The 17,608-nt window shown below is 64.5% G+C and carries 16 protein-coding genes; 13 read left to right on the top strand and 3 right to left on the bottom strand.

Annotated features, from left to right (window positions below):
• The first annotated feature begins 4 nt into the window (after positions 1-4).
• The 13 genes from QCE88_RS38195 (at position 5) to QCE88_RS38135 (ending at position 14,122) form a co-directional block, all read left to right on the top strand.
• The gene (locus QCE88_RS38195; RefSeq protein WP_309910910.1) at positions 5-1,024 is read left to right on the top strand and encodes a PDR/VanB family oxidoreductase; all 1,020 of its coding nucleotides are present in this window, start codon (positions 5-7) and stop codon (positions 1,022-1,024) included.
• A 62-nt stretch (positions 1,025-1,086) separates the two neighbouring features.
• The gene (gene ilvC, locus QCE88_RS38190) at positions 1,087-2,100 is read left to right on the top strand and encodes a ketol-acid reductoisomerase (RefSeq protein ID WP_309910908.1); all 1,014 of its coding nucleotides are present in this window, start codon (positions 1,087-1,089) and stop codon (positions 2,098-2,100) included.
• A 53-nt stretch (positions 2,101-2,153) separates the two neighbouring features.
• Positions 2,154-3,005 (top strand): class II aldolase/adducin family protein, encoded by an 852-nt coding sequence (locus QCE88_RS38185; RefSeq protein ID WP_309910907.1) that lies wholly within the window; start codon positions 2,154-2,156, stop codon positions 3,003-3,005.
• A gap of 120 nt (positions 3,006-3,125) precedes the next feature.
• A complete protein-coding gene (locus QCE88_RS38180) occupies positions 3,126-4,433 on the top strand; it encodes an MFS transporter (RefSeq protein WP_309910906.1) in 1,308 nt (435 codons plus the stop codon).
• Between the two features lie 134 nt (positions 4,434-4,567).
• Complete coding sequence (locus QCE88_RS38175) at positions 4,568-5,473, top strand: SMP-30/gluconolactonase/LRE family protein (RefSeq protein WP_309910904.1); 906 nt, start codon at positions 4,568-4,570, stop codon at positions 5,471-5,473.
• Between the two features lie 58 nt (positions 5,474-5,531).
• On the top strand, positions 5,532-6,206 hold the full coding sequence (locus QCE88_RS38170; RefSeq protein WP_309820963.1) for a GntR family transcriptional regulator: 675 nt from the start codon (positions 5,532-5,534) through the stop codon (positions 6,204-6,206).
• A gap of 30 nt (positions 6,207-6,236) precedes the next feature.
• Positions 6,237-7,406: a mandelate racemase/muconate lactonizing enzyme family protein gene (locus tag QCE88_RS38165; RefSeq protein ID WP_309910903.1), complete on the top strand. Its 1,170-nt coding sequence runs from the start codon at positions 6,237-6,239 to the stop codon at positions 7,404-7,406.
• A gap of 13 nt (positions 7,407-7,419) precedes the next feature.
• Positions 7,420-8,199, top strand: a complete 780-nt coding sequence (locus tag QCE88_RS38160; protein ID WP_309910902.1) for an SDR family NAD(P)-dependent oxidoreductase — start codon at positions 7,420-7,422, stop codon at positions 8,197-8,199.
• Between the two features lie 38 nt (positions 8,200-8,237).
• Positions 8,238-9,254, top strand: coding sequence for a substrate-binding domain-containing protein (locus QCE88_RS38155; RefSeq protein ID WP_309910901.1), 1,017 nt, complete (start codon positions 8,238-8,240; stop codon positions 9,252-9,254).
• Positions 9,255-9,288: 34 nt separating this feature from the next.
• On the top strand, positions 9,289-10,821 hold the full coding sequence (locus QCE88_RS38150) for a sugar ABC transporter ATP-binding protein (RefSeq protein WP_309910899.1): 1,533 nt from the start codon (positions 9,289-9,291) through the stop codon (positions 10,819-10,821).
• On the top strand, positions 10,818-11,831 hold the full coding sequence (locus QCE88_RS38145; protein ID WP_309910898.1) for an ABC transporter permease: 1,014 nt from the start codon (positions 10,818-10,820) through the stop codon (positions 11,829-11,831). Before QCE88_RS38150 ends, QCE88_RS38145 begins: the two co-directional genes overlap by 4 nt.
• A 2-nt stretch (positions 11,832-11,833) precedes the next feature.
• Positions 11,834-12,838, top strand: coding sequence for an ABC transporter permease (locus tag QCE88_RS38140; protein ID WP_309910897.1), 1,005 nt, complete (start codon positions 11,834-11,836; stop codon positions 12,836-12,838).
• 27 nt (positions 12,839-12,865) lie between these two features.
• Complete coding sequence (locus tag QCE88_RS38135) at positions 12,866-14,122, top strand: MFS transporter (protein ID WP_309910895.1); 1,257 nt, start codon at positions 12,866-12,868, stop codon at positions 14,120-14,122.
• Between the two features lie 9 nt (positions 14,123-14,131).
• Here QCE88_RS38135 and QCE88_RS38130 read toward each other — a convergent pair whose 3' ends face one another.
• From QCE88_RS38130 to QCE88_RS38120, 3 genes are all read right to left on the bottom strand, one after another.
• Positions 14,132-14,989 carry an SIS domain-containing protein gene (locus QCE88_RS38130; RefSeq protein ID WP_309910894.1) on the bottom strand — a complete coding sequence of 286 codons (858 nt, stop codon included), beginning with the start codon at positions 14,987-14,989 and terminating at the stop codon, positions 14,132-14,134.
• A gap of 78 nt (positions 14,990-15,067) precedes the next feature.
• On the bottom strand, positions 15,068-16,078 hold the full coding sequence (locus tag QCE88_RS38125; protein WP_309910893.1) for an ABC transporter permease: 1,011 nt from the start codon (positions 16,076-16,078) through the stop codon (positions 15,068-15,070).
• A complete protein-coding gene (locus tag QCE88_RS38120) occupies positions 16,075-17,601 on the bottom strand; it encodes a sugar ABC transporter ATP-binding protein (RefSeq protein WP_309910891.1) in 1,527 nt (508 codons plus the stop codon). The genes QCE88_RS38125 and QCE88_RS38120 overlap by 4 nt, the downstream gene beginning before the upstream one ends.
• Between the last annotated feature and the right edge of the window lie 7 nt (positions 17,602-17,608).

The raw sequence follows: 17,608 nt of genomic DNA, 5'->3' as shown, positions 1-17,608 counted from the left end.
GATCATGGACACGGTATTGGAACGTTTGGAACGGGAAGAAGCGGTAGTGGAAATCGAAGCCGGCACGCTCGATGTCCGCGTCAAGCAGATCCGTTACGAAGGCAAGGGCATCAACTCGTACGAACTCACGAACCCGAGCGGCAAGACGCTGCCTCGCTTCGAGGCGGGCTCGCACATCGACGTCCATCTGAAGAACGGCGTCATTCGACAGTACTCGCTGTGCAATTCGCCTGCCGAGCGCAATCGGTATGTCATTGCCGTGCTCAAGGACGAAAGCGGTCGCGGAGGATCGCGTGCGGTGCACGAGAGCATCGGCGCCGGCGACATCGTCACCATCAGCAAGCCGCGCAATCACTTTGCGCTGGCCGAAGGCGCGCGCAAGGTCGTGCTGATTGCGGGCGGTATCGGCGTTACGCCATTGAAGGCGATGGCGCATGAACTGGAACAGCGCGGCGTGGCTTTCGACATGCACTACTGTGCGCGCAGCCAGGATGCAGCGGCATTCGGTCCTGAATTCGCAAGCATGCTGAGCGCGGGCACGCTGCACTACCACTTCGACGATGGCGCGGAAGCGGACCGTCTGGACTTGCGCGCATTGCTCGCCGAGCCGCAGCCGGGCACGCATGTTTATTACTGCGGGCCGGGCGGATTCATGGCGGCATGCGCGGACGCGGCGAGTCACTGGCCGAAGGGCACCGTGCACTTCGAGCACTTCAAGGCGCCGGACCAGCCGAAGCGCGAGCCTTCGGACACCGAGAACGCCGAGGGTTGCGACGTAACCATCGCCAGCACCGGTCAGGTGATCCACGTGGGACCGGAGCAGAACTTCAGCGAAGCGCTGGGCGAGGCGGGTGTCGAAGTCCCGACGTCCTGCTGTGCCGGTCTGTGCGCAACCTGCAAGGTCCGCTATCTCGAAGGCGAAGTCGAGCACAACGACTTCATCCTGGATGAAGACGAGCGCAAGGAGTTCCTGACGGTATGCGTCTCCAGGCCCATCAGCAAGACCTTGGTCCTGGACCTGTAGGCCACGCATCGCGCGTGGCCCCGACATCAATCAACGCTTCATCGCACCCATCTGAATACAGCATGAAAATCTTTTACGACAAGGATGCCGACCTTGCCCTTTTGAAGAACCGCAGCGTCGCCATCATCGGCTACGGTTCGCAGGGCCATGCTCATGCCCTGAACCTGAAAGACAGCGGCATCAACGTTTGCGTCGGTCTGCGTCAGGGCCCTTCGTGGGAGAAGGCGCAACGCGCTGGCCTGACCGTCAAGCGCATCGCCGATGCAGTCAAGGAAGCCGACATCGTGATGATGCTGCTCCCCGACGAGCAGATTGCCGAGGTCTATCGCGCGGAAGTCGAACCGCATGCCCGCGAGGGCGCAGCGCTCGGCTTCGCTCACGGCTTCAACATCCACTACGGCCAGGTTAGCCCGCGCGCGGATCTGGACGTCATCATGATTGCGCCGAAAGCGCCAGGCCATACGGTCCGCAGCACATATGCAGCAGGCGGCGGTGTGCCGCATCTGATCGCCGTGGCGCAAGACCGCTCGGGTTCGGCGCGCGACATCGCGCTCGCGTATGCGGCGGCAACAGGAGGCGGCCGCGCCGGCATCATCGAGACGAGCTTTCTGGAGGAAACCGAAACCGATCTGTTCGGCGAGCAGGCCGTGCTTTGCGGCGGTCTGGTGGACCTCATCAAGGCGGGCTTCGACACGCTGGTGGAAGCCGGCTACGCGCCGGAAATGGCGTACTTCGAATGCCTTCATGAAGTGAAGCTCATCGTCGATCTCATCTACGAAGGCGGCATCGGCAACATGAACTACGGCATCTCCAACAATGCCGAGTTCGGCGAGTACGTCACCGGCCCGCGCATCGTCACCGCGCAGACCAGGGCAGCGATGAAAGACGTGCTGCACGACATTCAGACCGGTGAGTACGCGAAGCAATTCATCCTCGAAAGCAAGGCCGGCGCGCCGACCCTTCAGTCGCGTCGCCGTATGACCGCCGCGCATCCGATCGAAATCGTCGGCGCCAGACTGCGCGCAATGATGCCGTGGATTACCCAGGACGCATTGGTCGATCGCTCCAGAAACTAGGCCGCCGCTCTCTTGACGTTTCAGTGTCCCCCAATCAACAACAGGAGTATCTGATGTCCACCATCGATGAACCGAAGCAAGCCACGCAGGAATCGATTCTGAAGCCGGGCAAGATCTCGATCTACGAGCCGGATCAGGAAGGTGTGATTTTCCCGCGCATGCCCGAGTTCAAGGACCACGCCGAACATCGCAAGTATCTGAAGGAGCGTCTCGTCGCCGCATGCCGCGCCTTCGCGCTGCAAGGCTTCGACTACGGCTTCGCGGGTCACCTGACGGTGCGCGATCCAGAGCATCCCGGCCTTTACTGGACCAATCCGATGGCCGTCCATTTCTCGCAAGTGAAGGTCTCGAACCTCATTTGCGCGGACCACGAGGGCACGGTTGTCGAAGGCGAATACGCGATCAATCGCGCGGGTTTCGTCCTGCATGCCGCGGTGCATGAGCAGCATCAGGACATCGTCGCGATGTGTCATGCGCATACCGTCTACGGCACGGCCTTCGCCTCGCTCGGCAAGCCACTGGCGCCGATCTCGCAGGACGCGGCCGCCTTCTTCGAAGACCACGTGGTCATCGGCGATGAAGCAGGCAAGGTCGCGGTGGAAGTGAAAGGCGGCAATAAGGTCGCGAACGCATTCAAGGGCGTGAAGGCCGCCATTCACCAGAATCACGGCCTGCTGACGGCGAGCCGTCACAGCATCGACTCGGCCGCGTTCTGGTTCATCGCGCTCGAGCGCTGCTGCCAGCAGCAACTGATGATCGAAGCCACCGGCATCACGCCGAAGGAAGTCACGCCCGAGCGCGCCCGCTACAGCCGCGAGCACGTGGGCAGCGACTACATCGGCTGGCTGCACTTCCAGACCATCTGGAGCGAGCTGGTCGAGACCCAGCCGGACATGTTCGACTGAGTACGCAGGGTAGTGCGGGATGCGCGCGCCAAATCTGACGCGCGCATCTCCAGCGCTGGCGGAGTAGCGTCCGGTACAGGACACCCGCTGGTCACACGATGGCCCCACAGGAGACACACCTTGAGTTCCCAAAGCCCAGCCACCTTCGTGGAAGGCGCCGACACGTCTGTTTTCACCAAAGCAGCGTGGCGTCTCGTTCCCTTTCTATTCGTCTGCTACCTGTTCGCTTATCTCGACCGGATCAACGTTGCATTCGCCAAGCTTCAGATGCTGAGCGACCTCGGCTTCAGCGAGGCCGTTTATGGATTCGGCGCGAGTGTGTTTTTCGTCGGCTATCTGCTGTTCGAAGTGCCCAGCAACCTGTTGTTGCTTCGCGTGGGTCCGCGCCGCTGGATCGCCCGGATCATGGTCACATGGGGCCTGATTTCAGCGGCGATGATGTTCGTCAGAACACCGACGATGTTCTACGTCATGCGCTTCTTCCTCGGTGTCGCGGAGGCCGGTTTCTTTCCTGCCATCGTTCTCTATCTGACCTACTGGTTCCCGGCTTCGCGGCGCTCGAAGGTGACGGCGTTGTTCATGACCGGCATTCCGATGTCCGGGGTCATCGGCGGGCCGTTGTCCGGCTGGATCATGACCGCGATGAACGGCTCGCATGGTTTTGCAGGGTGGCAGTGGCTGTTCCTGGTCGAAGGCATCCCGACCGCCGTGCTGGGCGTGATGGCGTTCTTCTATCTCGACGACCGGGTGCGCGACGCCAAGTGGCTCACCGAGTCGCAGAAAGACACGCTCGAAACGGCGCTCAAGGCCGAACAGCCCAAGAGCGGGCTGCATTCGATGCGAGATGGCCTGATGAACCCGAAGGTGCTGCTCGTCAGCGTCATCTACTTCTTCTACACCATGGGCCTGTACGGGGTCAGTTTCTGGCTGCCGACGCTCATCAAGTCCAGCGGCGTGGCCGATCCGCTGCATGTCGGCTTGCTGACGGCGATCCCGTATGCCGCCGGCGCGCTGGCAATGGTGTTCGTGAGCCATAACTCGGACCGGACGGGTGAACGTCGATGGCATCTGATCGTGCCGGGGCTGGTCGCGGCATTCGGCCTCACGATGAGCGTCGTGTTCTCGAACTCGACGATGCTCGCAATGATCGCGCTGACCATCGGCACGATGGGCGTCATGACCACCATCTCCCAGTTCTGGGTGATTCCTCCGTCGTTCCTCGGCGGAGCGGCGGCGGCGGCGGGACTTGCGCTGGCGAATTCGGTCGGCAGTATTTCGGGCGTGGTGAGTCCTTCGCTGATCGGGTTGGTGAAGCAGGCGACAGGTTCGGCAGGGGCGGGCGTGCTGGCGCTTTCGGTGAGTCTGGTTATCGGCGGGGTGCTGGTGCTGTTGGTGCCTGCGGCGCTGGTGAACAGCCGGCGACAATAAACGCTCCGTATTTCTTCTGAAAAACCGGCACGGGCTGACCCCCGTGCCGGTTTTTTGCATTCGAACCGGCGCGAAGCACTCGGGGTTTTCTCTGATGCGTGAAATCTGATGCATCAGGCATCATGCATCAAATCATGACGCAGTCACCATCCGATATGAGTGTCATCGCCGATTCACCGCAAGTCATCCTCGACTGTCGCCACTGTCTCGGCGAGAGCCCGGTGTGGGATGACGTCACGCAGACGCTGCACTGGACCAATATCCATGCGCGGGAAGTGTGGTCGTGGAAGCCATCCGACAGCGACAGCGCGCCCACCGTAAGAACGATGCCGGAGCGTATCGGCGCGCTCGGCCTGCGTGCGGGCGACGGTCTCGTCCTCGCGCTTGAGCGCAGTTTCGCGACGCTGGACGACGGCAGCCTGGAACCGCAACCGCTCGCCGCACTGCCCGCATCGGTGGCTCACACGCGTCTGAACGACGGCCGCGTGTCGCCGGACGGGCGCTTCCTGTGCGGCGGCATGAATGAAGAGACGCCGCAACGCGCCAACGCCGCGCTGCATTCCCTCGACGCCGATCACCGCGTGCATGAACTGCTGCGCGGCATCGCCTGCGCAAATTCGCTGTGCTGGAGTCCGGACGGCGGCACGCTGTATTTCTCGGACATGCCGACGCGCCGCATCGACGCCTTCGATTACGCCGATGGCGCCCTCGCCAATCGCCGCGTGTTCGCCGAACTCGCGACGCCGGACGCGCCGGATGGCTCGATCGTCGACGAAGAAGGCTTTCTCTGGAACGCGCAGTGGGGCGGCTCGAAGCTGGTGCGCTACGCGCCGGACGGCACGGTAGACCGCGAAGTGCCGCTGCCCGTATCGAACCCGACGTGCATGATCTTCGGCGGCCCGGAGCTCGACATCATGTTCATCACGACCGCCTGGTTCACGCTCGACGACACCCGGCGCGCACGCGAGCCGCACGCAGGCAGTCTGTTTGCGTGGCGACCGGGTGTGCGCGGTCTCGCCAGTCCGCGTTACCGGGGCTGAGTCGATGCCTGTGATACAACCGGGCGCGTGATCCAGACACATTCGAGGTTGAAACGAGATGAAGGTCTTCGATAGAGCATCACTCAGCGAGCAAGTCGAACTCGCACTGAAGGAAGAGATTATTGGCGGACGCGTGCGGCCGGGGCAGCGCATCAACATCGGCGATTTCCAGACGGCGTGGAAAGTCAGTTCGACGCCGTTCCGGGATGCATTGCGTTCGCTGGAAATACAGGGCTTCGTAACGGTCGAGGCGCGCAAGGGCGTGTATGTCGCGCCGCTCGACCAGCAGACGGTGAACGAGATTTTCGATCTGCGCATCGCGCTCGAATGCATGGCGGTGGAGCGCGCGACGCTCGCCGTTCCGCCCGAGGAAGCCGAACGGGTGCGGGCCGCGTATCTGAACGCCGCCGAAGCGCTGCAGCAAGGCGACCCGGAGCCGATCGCGCAGGCGGACCGGCAGGTGCATGAACTCGCCCATGTGTACTGCGGCAACGTGCGGCTGCAAAAGGCGTTGTCGTCGCATATGGAACTGATCCGCTGGGCGCAGCGCGCGATCGTCGACAAGCTGACCGGCGCGTACGAAATTGCCTTGCCGGAGCACATCGCGATCATCGAAGCCGTGTGTCTCCGCGATGCCCAAGGCGCCGCGAAAGCCATGCGCGCCCACCTGGAGAATTCGCGCGACCGCTTGAGCGCCAACATCGATCTTGCGGATCTCGATTCCGAAAACTGAACGCTGACAACCCTCAATCCACGACACGACATGAAGATCAGGACGATCCGTTCCTACGTGCTGCGCGTGCCGCTCGGCGACAAGCTGTTTTATTCGTCGCAGGCCGCGTTTCCCGAGCGCAACAGTTATCTGGTGCGCATCGAAACCGATACCGGCCTCGTCGGCTGGGGCGAGGGCGGGCAGTACGGTCCGCCGGAGCCGGTGGCCGCGTGCATCGACCACGTGCTTGCACCGAAGCTGATCGGCCGCGATCCGACCGAGCCGGTGCGCATCTGGGAAGAGCTGTACAACTTCTCGCGCGACTTCGGGCAGAAGGGCACGTACGTCGAAGCGATCTCCGCGCTCGATATCGCGCTGTGGGACATCGCGGGTCAGTCAGCGGGGCTCCCCGTGTGGAAAATGCTTGGCGGACGCTTCCGCGAATCCGTCCCGGCCTACGCAACCGGCTGCTATTACCCGCAGGACTACAGCCGCATGCCCGAACTGCTGCGCAGTCTGGAAGCGGAAGCATCGAGCTATGCCGATGCGGGCTTCGAGATGTTGAAGGTCAAGATCGGCCTGCTGAGCCTGAAGGACGATATCGAGCGGTTGCGTGTGATTCGCGCGGCGGTCGGCCCGGACATTGCCATGCTGGTCGATGCGAACCATGCGTATAACGCGACCTCCGCGATTCGCATGGGACGCCTGATGGAACCGCTCGACGTGCGCTTCTTCGAGGAGCCGGTGGTGCCGGAAGACAAGGCGGGCTACCGGCGCGTGCGCGCAGAGAATCCCGTGCCGGTCGCGGGCGGCGAGTGCGAATTCACGCGCTATGGTTTCGCGGAACTGATCGGCACCGGGTGCGTGGACATCGCCCAGCCGGACCTGGCCGTGTGCGGCGGCTTCACCGCGTTCAAGCAGATTCTCGCGTTCGCGAGCACGCATGGCGTCGGCGTGATTCCGCATGTGTGGGGTTCGGGCATTGCGGTCGCGGCGGCGTTGCAGGCCATCGCCACGATCCCGCCGATCCCGCATACCGCCAATCCCATTGCGCTGCAAAACGAACCGATCGTCGAGTTCGATCGCAAGCACAACCCCCTGCGCGACGATCTGCTGGATCAGCGCTTCGCACTTGTGGAAGGCAGGCTTGCCGTGCCGGATGCACCGGGTCTCGGCGTGACCGTCAACGAAGCCGCGCTGCAGCGCTTCTCTGTTCAATGAAGGAGGAGGTGTCGTGAGTCGATTCGTCAATCAGCGGGTGATCATCACGGGCGCGGCGGCGGGGCTCGGACAGGTCATCGCGAGTGCGTTTGCCCGCGAAGGCGCGGACATCGCCGTGCTGGACTTTCAGGCGGCGGACGAGACGCGTGCGCTCGTCGAACAGGCGGGGCGCCGCTGCCAGGTGTTCCGTTGCGACGTCCGCGACGAACACGCGGTCAACGAAGCCGTGAGCGCCGCCGCCCGTTTCTTCGATCAACGCGTGGATGTGCTCGTCAACAACGCGGGCTTCAACGGCCATTACAACCTCGTGAAGGACATGCCGCTCGCGCAATGGCGCGAGACGCTCGACATCAATCTCACCGGCACGATGCTCGTCACGCGCGCGGTGCTGCCCTTGATGATCGCGGCGAAGCGCGGTGCCATCGTCACGACGGCGTCGAATGTCGCGCGGCGCGGCTTGCCGTTGCGTGCCGATTACGTCTGCTCGAAATGGGCGCTGCTCGGTCTTACGCAGACCCTCGCGCTGGAGAACGCAGAACACGGCATCCGCGTGAATGCGGTGTGCCCCGGACCGGTGGAAGGCGAGCGAATCAAGGACGTGATGGCGCATCACGCGACGAAGGAAGGCAAGAGCATCGAGCAGGTGCGGCGCGAGTGGGAAGCGGCGGCGCCGATGAACCGCTTCGTCACGCCCGAGGAAGTTGCCAGCACGATGATGTTTCTCGCCAGCACGGATTCGAGCGCGATGACCGGCCAGGCGCTGAACGTGACCGGCGGCTTCCTGATGACCTGACCCGAACCAGAACAAACACACCATAACCGGAGACAAAAATGTTAGTACGACACATGAAGGGCATGAGGATGGCCTGCGCGCTGGCGATGGGCGCGGCGAGCCTGATCTTCTCGATGCAGGCCGATGCCAGCAAGGGCCTCGTCGCGATGTCGCAATCGGGCATGGAGAACGAGTGGCGGGTCGTCAACACGAAGGACATGGAGAAGAGCTGGAAGGATGCGGGCTATGACTTCGTGTGGACCAACGCGAACTGGGATCCGGCCAAGCAGCTATCCGACGTGCAGGACTTGCTCGCACGCAAGCCCAAGGTGCTGATCGTCGAGCCGGTCGAGTACGAACCCGCCGCGCCGGTCCCGGGCATGGCGAAGAAGGCGGGCGTGCCGCTCATCGTCGCGGATCGCGCGATGCCGGGACAGCCGGGCAAGGACGGCTGGATTTCGCTTCTCACGATCAGCTATGAAGACACGGGCGTGCGTGTCGGACAGGATGTCGTCGCGCAGATGACGAAGAAGAATGGCAAGCCCGAAGGCAAGCTGCTGCATGTGACGGGCAACACGGGCGCGGCGCCGGTGCTGGAAGAACAGAAGGGCCTCGACAGCGTGTTCGCGAAGAATCCCGGCATCAAGTTCGTGGCGAAGTGCGATGGACGCTATAGCCGTGAAGGCGGCCGCAAGTGCACGGAAGATTTTCTGCAATCGTTCCCGAAGGGCTCCATCGACGGCATCGTGTTCGACAGCGACGACGAAATGATCGGCGGTCTGACGGCGATCAAGGCCGCGAATCGCGACGACCTGAAGGGGTATCTGTGGGGCAAGGACGGCACCGCCGACGGCCTGCGCGCGATCCTCGACGGCTGGGCGAGCTACACGGTGCAGACGCCGCCGACCTTCGGCGCGCTGGCGGTGAAGGTCTTCAACGACTCGCAGGCCGGCAAGCCGGTGCAGCCGGTCGTGTACTCGGACAAGAAAGAGTTCGATGCGCATACGCCGGAACATCGCGCGCTGATCGAGCAGCGTTTGAAGGAACTGAAGGCGATGGGCGTCGGCTGCTGCTGAGCCGGATGACGTCCTCGAACGGAGCACGATAGCGATGAACCACGAGACCACGGCCCCGCTGCTGCGCATGGCGGGCATCGTCAAGTCCTACCCTGGTGTGCGCGCGCTCAAGGGCGTGGATTTCGACCTGCGCGCGGGCGAGATCCATTGCCTGATCGGCGAGAACGGCGCGGGCAAGTCCACGCTGATGCGCGTGATGTCGGGCGCGGAGAGACCGGATGCGGGCAGCGTGTCGATGGCGGGCCGCGAGTTCGCCGCGCTCGATCCGGTGCTGAGTCATGAACTCGGCATCACCGTGATCTATCAGGAAACCGACCTGGTCTTGCCGTTGACGGTGGCGGAGAACGTGTTTCTCGGCCACGAGCAGACCGGACGCGGCGGCTTGCTGGACCGGGCCGGCATGCGGGCGCGCGTGGTCGAATTGATGGAGCGCTTCAACCTGCGCTTTCCCATCGATGAACCGGTGCGCAATCTCGGTCCCGCGCAGCGTCAGCTGGTGCAGATCGTCAAGGCGGTCTCGCGCGAGAGCCGCATCATCGTGCTCGACGAACCGACCGCTTCACTGACCGACAACGAGATCCGCCATCTGTTCGACCTGCTCGCCGTATTCCGCAAGCAGGGCATCGGCATCGTGTATGTGTCGCATCGGTTGCAGGAGATCATCGCCATTGGCGACCGCGTGACCATCATGCGCGACGGCGCACGCGTCGCGACGCACGAAGTCAGCATGGTGCGCGAGGCCGATCTGATCCAGGCGATGGTCGGCCGTCCGCTCGAAGACGCCATGCCCTCACGGCCCGAACCGAAACGCGGGGGCGACACCGTGCTGACGACGCGCGGCCTGACGGTGAAAGGCCAGTTCGAGGACGTGAGCTTCGAGTTGCGCAAGGGCGAGATTCTCGGCCTTGGCGGACTGGTGGGCGCGGGCCGCAGCGAACTGCTCGAATGCCTGTTCGGCATCACGAAGCCGGATGCCGGCGAGATCGTCATCGACGGCAAGCCGGCGCTGTTCGGCGCACCACGCGATGCGATCCGCGCGGGCCTGGGTCTCGTGCCGGAGGAGCGCCGCGAAAGCGGCCTCGTGATCGGGCGCTCGGTCGAGGACAACATCTCGTATCCGATCCTGAAGCGCGTCTCGCGCCTCTCGATGATGCGTCGCAGCCGCCTGCGCGAGATCGCGCAGGAGCTGGTCACGCGCATGCGCATCAAGACGCCTTCGTTGCAGCAGACGGTGCGCACGCTCTCTGGCGGCAATCAGCAGAAAGTGGTGCTCGCCAAATGGCTGGCGAACAACACGCGCATCCTGCTGCTCGACGAACCCAGCCGGGGCGTCGACATCAACGCGAAGTTCGAGATTCATCAACTGATCCGCAAGCTCGTGGCCGAAGGCATGTCGGTGATCATGGCGTCGTCGGACATGCTCGAACTGCTCGCGCTGAGCGACCGCATTCTCGTCATGGCTGAAGGACGCGCCGCCGCCGTGCTCGAAGGCGAACACGCGACACAGGTCGAGGTGATGCGCCATGCGGTGCCCCGATCGACCCCAGCCATGGAGGCCGCGGCATGAGCCATTCCCCGTCTTCTTCACCTTCGCATCGGGCGGTGTCGTCGCATCATGCGCCTGCCCGGCACGACCTGAAGCGCCTGCTCGCGCGCTACGACGTCTATCTGATTCTGCTCGCATTGTTCGCGCTGGCCTGCGCGGTCAGCCCGCAGTTCATGACGGTGTCCAACCTCGGCAACCTGCTGACGCAATCGGCGGTGCTGGGCATCCTGTCGGTAGCGCAGTTCCTCGTCGTGTTGACAGGCGGCTTCGATCTCTCGGTGGCCGCCGTCATGGCGCTCTCGTCCATCCTGCTCGCCCGTTATGCGGAGACGAGTCTCGTGCTCGCGCTCGGCGGCGCGCTCCTCGCGTCCGCGCTGTGCGGACTGGCAAGCGGCGTCTCGGTCGTGCGCGGACGCGTGCAGCCGCTTATCGCCACACTCGCGATGATGGGCATTGCGCGCGGCCTCGCCTTCAGCGTCAGCGAGAAGAGCGTGCTGACCGGCAACCCGCTGATTCAATCGCTTGGCGGCATGGGCGGCCTCTTGACGCCGCCGGCCATCATCTGGCTCGTCCTCGTGATCGTGGCCGCCGTGTGGCTCGCCTATACGCGCGCCGGGCTGCATTGTTATGCGGTCGGCGGCAATGAAATCACCGCGAGGCTCGCGGGCGTGCGTTCGGACCGGCTGAAGATCGGCGTGTACACGGTAGCGGGACTGATCTCGGGTCTCGCGGGCGTGGCGCTCGTGATCCGCTCCAGCAGCGGCGTGCCCAATGGCGGCATCGGCTGGGAACTGGATTCGATCGCGGCCATCGTCATTGGCGGGGTGCGCCTGTTCGGCGGCGAAGGGCGTCTGCTCAAGGCGATGGCCGGCGTGCTCATCTATCAGCTGATCGCCAATGTGATGAACCTCACTGGCATCGATCCTTACTATCAAAGCATCATCCGCGCCGTGGTCATCGTGATCGCCGTGGGGCTTTCCGTGCTGCGGCAGGGAAGGCAGGAACGCCGCACGCTCGGCAACAGGGGATGAACATGACCAGCCTGGCTCAAGCCGCGCAGGAACCGTGGTGGCGCTCCGCGCTGGTGCGCAAGAACGCAATCGTCGTGGTGTTCGCGCTGTTTCTGATCGTCGGCACGGCGGTGTCGCGCGGCCGCCTGATGGAACCCGGCAATCTCTCGAACATCCTGTTCCAGAGTTCGGTCATCGGCGTGCTCGCGCTCGGCGAGGCGCTGGTGATGCTCACCGGCGGCATCGACCTGTCGATCGTCGCGCTGATGGTCGCCTCCGCCATCTTCATGGGCGGCGCGGGGTCGGAGTTGCAGCAGCAGATGAGCATGTCCAACGCGCTGCCGTATGTCGGCTTCCTGCCGGCCATTGCGATCGCGATGATCGGCGCGGCCGGGGTCGGCCTGCTCAACGGGCTGATGGTGGTCGTGCTGCGCATTCCCGCGTTCATCGCCACGCTGGTGATGGCGCTGGTGCTGTCGGGCGTATCGATGCTCTTCACGGGCGGCGCGCCCATCTATAACCCCGATGCCTTCTTCGCCGATCTCGGCGCGACACGCGTCTTCACTCTGCCAGTGCCGGTCTATATCTTCCTGGTCCTGACCGCGGTGCTCGGCGTCCTGCTGGCGCGCAGCAAGCTGGGCGTGGTGCTGTATGCGCTCGGCGGCAATGCCCGCGCCGCGCGTCTGTCGGGCATCGCGGTCGAACGTACGACGGTGGCCATCTATACGCTGTCCGGCCTGCTGTCGGGACTGGCGGGCTTCCTGTTCCTCGCGCGCACGGGTTCGGTCGCGCCGACCTCCGGCGACAACTTCCTGCTCGGCACGATTGCTGCGGTGGTCGTGGGCGGCGTGAGTCTCGCGGGCGGCAAGGGCTCGATCCGCAATGCGTTCGTCGGCGTGCTGTTTCTCGCGACACTGAGCAATTTCCTGAATATCCTGCTGGTGTCGCCGCATATTCAGGATGCCATCAGCGGCGTGGTCATCATTCTGGCGATTGCGATCAACGCGCGGCTCGATCCGGATGCGTAAGCCACAAGACAGCAGGGGAGACAACACATGAAAGATTCGAAATGGTGGAGCGTCGGCGGTTCGTTGATGCTTGGACTGTGCGTTGCATATCTCGACCGCACGACGCTTTCGGTCGGCTTGCAATCCGTTGCGCAGGACATGGGCTTTTCGGGCCCGCGCTTCGCCGTGACCGCGAGCCTCGCGCTGACCATTTTCCTCGTCGGCTACGCGCTGTCCAACGTGCTCGGCGGCATCCTGACCCGCAAGTTCGATCCGAAGCCGGTTGTCATCTGGACCTTCGCGCTGTGGTCCGCCGCGACGGTGTTCGTCGGCTTTACGAGTTCGCTCGCCGTGTTGCTCGCTTGCCGCCTGATTCTCGGCGTCGCTGAAGGCGTGTACTGGCCGCAGCAGTCGCGCTTCGCCAAGGCGTGGTTTGCGCCCAGCGAACGCACCAAGGCCAATGCGATCATCCAGTATTACGGGCAGTATCTGGCGCTGGCCTTCGGCTTCATCGTGCTCACGCCGATCTATCACGCGTTCGGCTGGCGCTCGATGTTCTTCCTCATGGGCGGACTCGGCCTCGTCGTGATTGTGCCGCTCTACATGAAGATGCTGAAGCCCGAAAGCGAAGCGCCGTATCGCACCCCGCCGTCGGCGAATGCGTCGGGCAGGCTGACGCTCGAAGCGCTCGGCGGCCCCGCCTTCCTGCTCCTGCTGGTCAGCTACATCACGCAGGGCATGCTGTTCTGGGGCGTGACGCTGTGGATTCCACTCGCGGTGCAGTCGGTGGGCTTCACGGGCATGTCGCAGGCGGTTGCGAGTTCGCTGCCCTACGTGGCTGCCGTCCTGCTCGCCGTGCCGATGTCGCGGCTCTCCGACCGCACCGGCAAGCGCGTGCTGATCGCCGCGCTCGGCCTGCTGATTCCCGGCGTGCTGATGATGCTGCTGCCGATGGTGCACAGCGGCTACGGCAAGCTCGCGCTCATTACCATCGCGCTCGGCTACTACGCGAGCAGCTATACACCGAACATCTGGTCGATCCTGCAATCCACTATCGAGCCGCATGCGATCGGGCCGGCGTCGGGCATCATCAACGGCATCGGCGCGGGCGGCGGCGGCACGCTGGCGGGTTTCCTGGTCGGCATGCTGTATCAGTCCACCGGCTCGTACATGTCGGGCTTCATGGTGCTCGGCGCGCTGGTCATCCTGGGCGGCATCGCGCTGCTGGCCTACGGGCGCATCCAGCGCACGCGCCGCAAGGAAGACCGGCCTACCTTGGGCGCCAGCGCCCGCGAGGCGGTCTGAGCGATAACCTCAAATCTCCCCCGTGGCCCGCAGATGCGCGAGCCGCTTCTTCATGTGCATGACGTCACGCGTGTGGTTCTCGCCGCGCCTGAGCGCCACGCTGGTCGAGAGAATATCGATGACGACCAGCGCCGCCAGCCTTGAGGTGGTCGGCGTATAGACATCGGTGTTTTCGAGCGTCTCGGCAATCACCGCGACGTCGGCGTACCGTGTGATCGGGCTGTCCGAGCCGGTGATGACGACCACGCCCGCGCCGCGTTCGCGCGCAGTGCGGGCGATCTCGATCAGCCCGCGCGTGGATCCCGTGTTCGAGATGGCCACGACCGCATCGCCCGCCTGGAGCATCGAGGCCGCGATGAACTGCTGATGCGAATCCTGATGCGCGACGCACGGCACGCCGAACAACGGAAACTTCTGCTGCGCGTCCTGCGCGACGATGCCCGACGCCCCGAAGCCGAAGAACTCGATGCGCCGCGCCTTCGCGAGCAGATCGACCGCGCGTCCCACGGCCGCGAAATCGAGCTTCTTGCGGGCCCAGTCGAGGCTCGTGATCGTGTAGTCGAAGATCTTGGTGGCGACGGCCTCGGGCGAGTCGTCGTTGGCGAGCACCGAGTGCGCGGCGGGCGCGCCGAGCGCGAGACTCTGCACGACGCGGATCTTGAAGTCGCGAAAGCCGTTGCAGCCGAGCGTCGTGCAGAAGCGCAGCACGGTCGGCTCGCTGACGTTGGCGAGCCGCGCGAGTTCGGCGAGGCTCAGGTCGGGGAGGGTATCGAGATTCGAGAGGATGAACTCGGCGACCTGCCGGCTGCCGCGCTTCAGGCCCGGCCGTGCGCGGTCGATCAGTTCGAGAACGTTGATGTCGGACACTCGATGTTCCTTTGAAGGACGCCGGACGCGCGGGCTTCAACGGCAGCGCGGCCGGCGGGGTCACGCGAAAGGAACAGTTTATCGGAACGAGAAACGGCGCCAGAAGCCGCCGCCGCGCTGCGACAGCACCGCCGCGACGATGATGACGCCCATCACCACCTGCTGGTGATAGCCCGGCACGCTCGCCAGATTCATGATGTTGCCGATCACGCCGAGAATCAGCACGCCCATCAGCGTGTTGAGCGCGCCGCCCTTGCCGCCCGCGAGACTCGCGCCGCCGATCACCACTGCCGCGATCACGGTCAGTTCGTCGCCCACGCCGACGGTCGGCGCGCCGACGCCCGCGCGCGAGGTCGAGATGATGCCGGCCATTGCCGCGAGCACGCCCGACGCCACGTAGGTGCCGAGCACATGCCGCGCGACCGGCACGCCGGAGAGACGCACGGCTTCCTCGTTGGAGCCGATCGCGCGCACTACGCGGCCCGCGCGCAGCCGGTTCAGCGCAATGCCGCCGCCGATGAACACCAGCAGCATGACGAGCGTCGGACCCGGAATGCCGAGATACGAATGACGGCCGAAGTCGAGCAGCGCCTGACCGGGATCGTCGACGAGAATCGGCGAGCCGTTCGACACGATCAGCGCGATGCCGCGTGCGACCGTCATCATCGCGAGGGTGACGACGAACGGCGTGAGCCGGAACCACGCCACGAGCGCGCCGGAGACGAAGCCGCACAGCGCGCCGGTCAAAAGCGTGGCGAGCAGCGCGAACCACAAACCGTGTTCGGGAATCAGCAGCGCGCACAGCACGCTGCCGAGCGCGGCGACGGATCCTACAGAAAGATCGATGCCGCCTGTGAGCACGACGAGCAGCATGCCCACCGACATGATGCCGACACCCGCGACCTGCCGCGAGATGTTGGCGAGGTTCGGCACGGAGAGAAAGTCGCTGGATACGAACGAGGCCGCGATCACGAGCACGAGAAGAATCGCGACCGTATTGAAGCGGCGCGCGGCGGTCCACCATGAGGCGGCCGTAGCGCGCTGCGTGCGCGCATTGGACGATTCCGGCGTGGCGGCGCTTTGATTCATGATGTCATCTCCGCATGAGTATGAGTGAGCGAGGGCGCTTCGCCGGCCTCGCGTTGCAGCGACAGCGCGAGGATCCGTTCCTCGCTGTAGTCATCGGGATTCAGTTGTCCGCGAATGCGGCCTTCGCCCATCACGAGGATGCGGTCGCACAGGCCCATCAGTTCCTGGTGATCCGACGAGATCACCAGCACGGCCTTGCCGCGTTCCGCCAGCTGATTGACGAGCGTGTAGATCTCGACCTTCGCGCCCACGTCGACGCCGCGCGTGGGCTCGTCGAGGATGATGAGATCGCCGTCGGCGTGGAACCACTTCGCCAGCACGACCTTCTGCTGATTGCCGCCGGATAGCGTGGAGACATCCGCATCCATCGAGCGGGCCTTGATGCGCAGCGCGTCCATCAGCTTGGCCACTGCCGCGCGCTCGCGCCGGAAGGCCAGCCAGCCGAACGGACCGCTCACGGAATCGAGCGCGGCGAGCGTCGCGTTGATGCGGATCGGCATCCCGAGCACCGCGCCCTGGCCCTTGCGGTCCTCCGGCACGAAGCCGATGCCCGCGCGGACGGCGGCCATCGGCGAGCGCGCATGGAGCGGCTTGCTCTTCAGTTCGATATGCCCCGCGTCGCGCATATCCGCACCGAAGATGAGCCGCGCCACTTCCGTGCGTCCCGAGCCGATCAACCCGCCCAGACCGACCACTTCGCCGGCGCGCAATGAGAACGACACATCCTGCACGGCGCGGCCGCGCGTCAGCCCTTCGACCTTCAGCACTTCGGCGCCGAGCGTCGCATGGCGTTCGGGAAACAGCACGGACAGCGGACGGCCCACCATCTTGCGAATCAGTTCGTCGCGCGTGATGTCGCCGGGTGTGACGGTATCGACACGCTTGCCGTCCTTCAGCACGGTGATGCGATCCGCGATCGCGAAGACTTCTTCCAGCCGGTGCGAGATATAGACGATGCCCACGCCGCGCGCTTTCAGGTCACGCACGATATCGAGCAGACGATTCGCGTCCGATGGCGCGAGCGCGGCGGTCGGTTCGTCGAGCACCAGCAGCTTGAGCGTGCCGCTCAGCGCCTTGGCGATCTCGATGACCTGGCATTGCGCCGCCGACATCGTTTCAACCAGCGCGGCCGGATCGATCTCGAAGCCGAGGCTCTCGATCAGCGCGCGGGCTTTCATGCGCAGCGTGCGCCAGTCGAGCACGGCGGGCATCGCACCGAGGAACACGTTTTCGGCCACCGAGAGATCGGGCGCGAGCGCGGTTTCCTGATGGATCACGGCGATGCCTTCGGCCAGCGACGCATGCGGATTGCGGAACGTGATCTCGCGGCCTTCGACGCGAATCGTGCCTGCATCCGCCTGATGGCCGCCGCCGATCACGCGCATCAGCGTGGACTTGCCCGCGCCGTTCTCGCCGACGAGCGCATGGACCTCGCCCGCGTGGACGTCGAAGTCGATGCCCTCGATGGCGTGCACGCCGCCGAAGCGCTTGGCGATGCCCGAGAGAGCGATAAACGGAAGCATGATGGGT

Origin of the sequence: Caballeronia sp. LZ035 (assembly GCF_031451175.1) — a bacterium.
In the GTDB taxonomy this organism is placed as follows: Bacteria; Pseudomonadota; Gammaproteobacteria; order Burkholderiales; family Burkholderiaceae; genus Caballeronia.
Note: the sequence above shows the minus strand (reverse complement) of the source record. Positions and strands in the feature narration are given on the sequence as shown.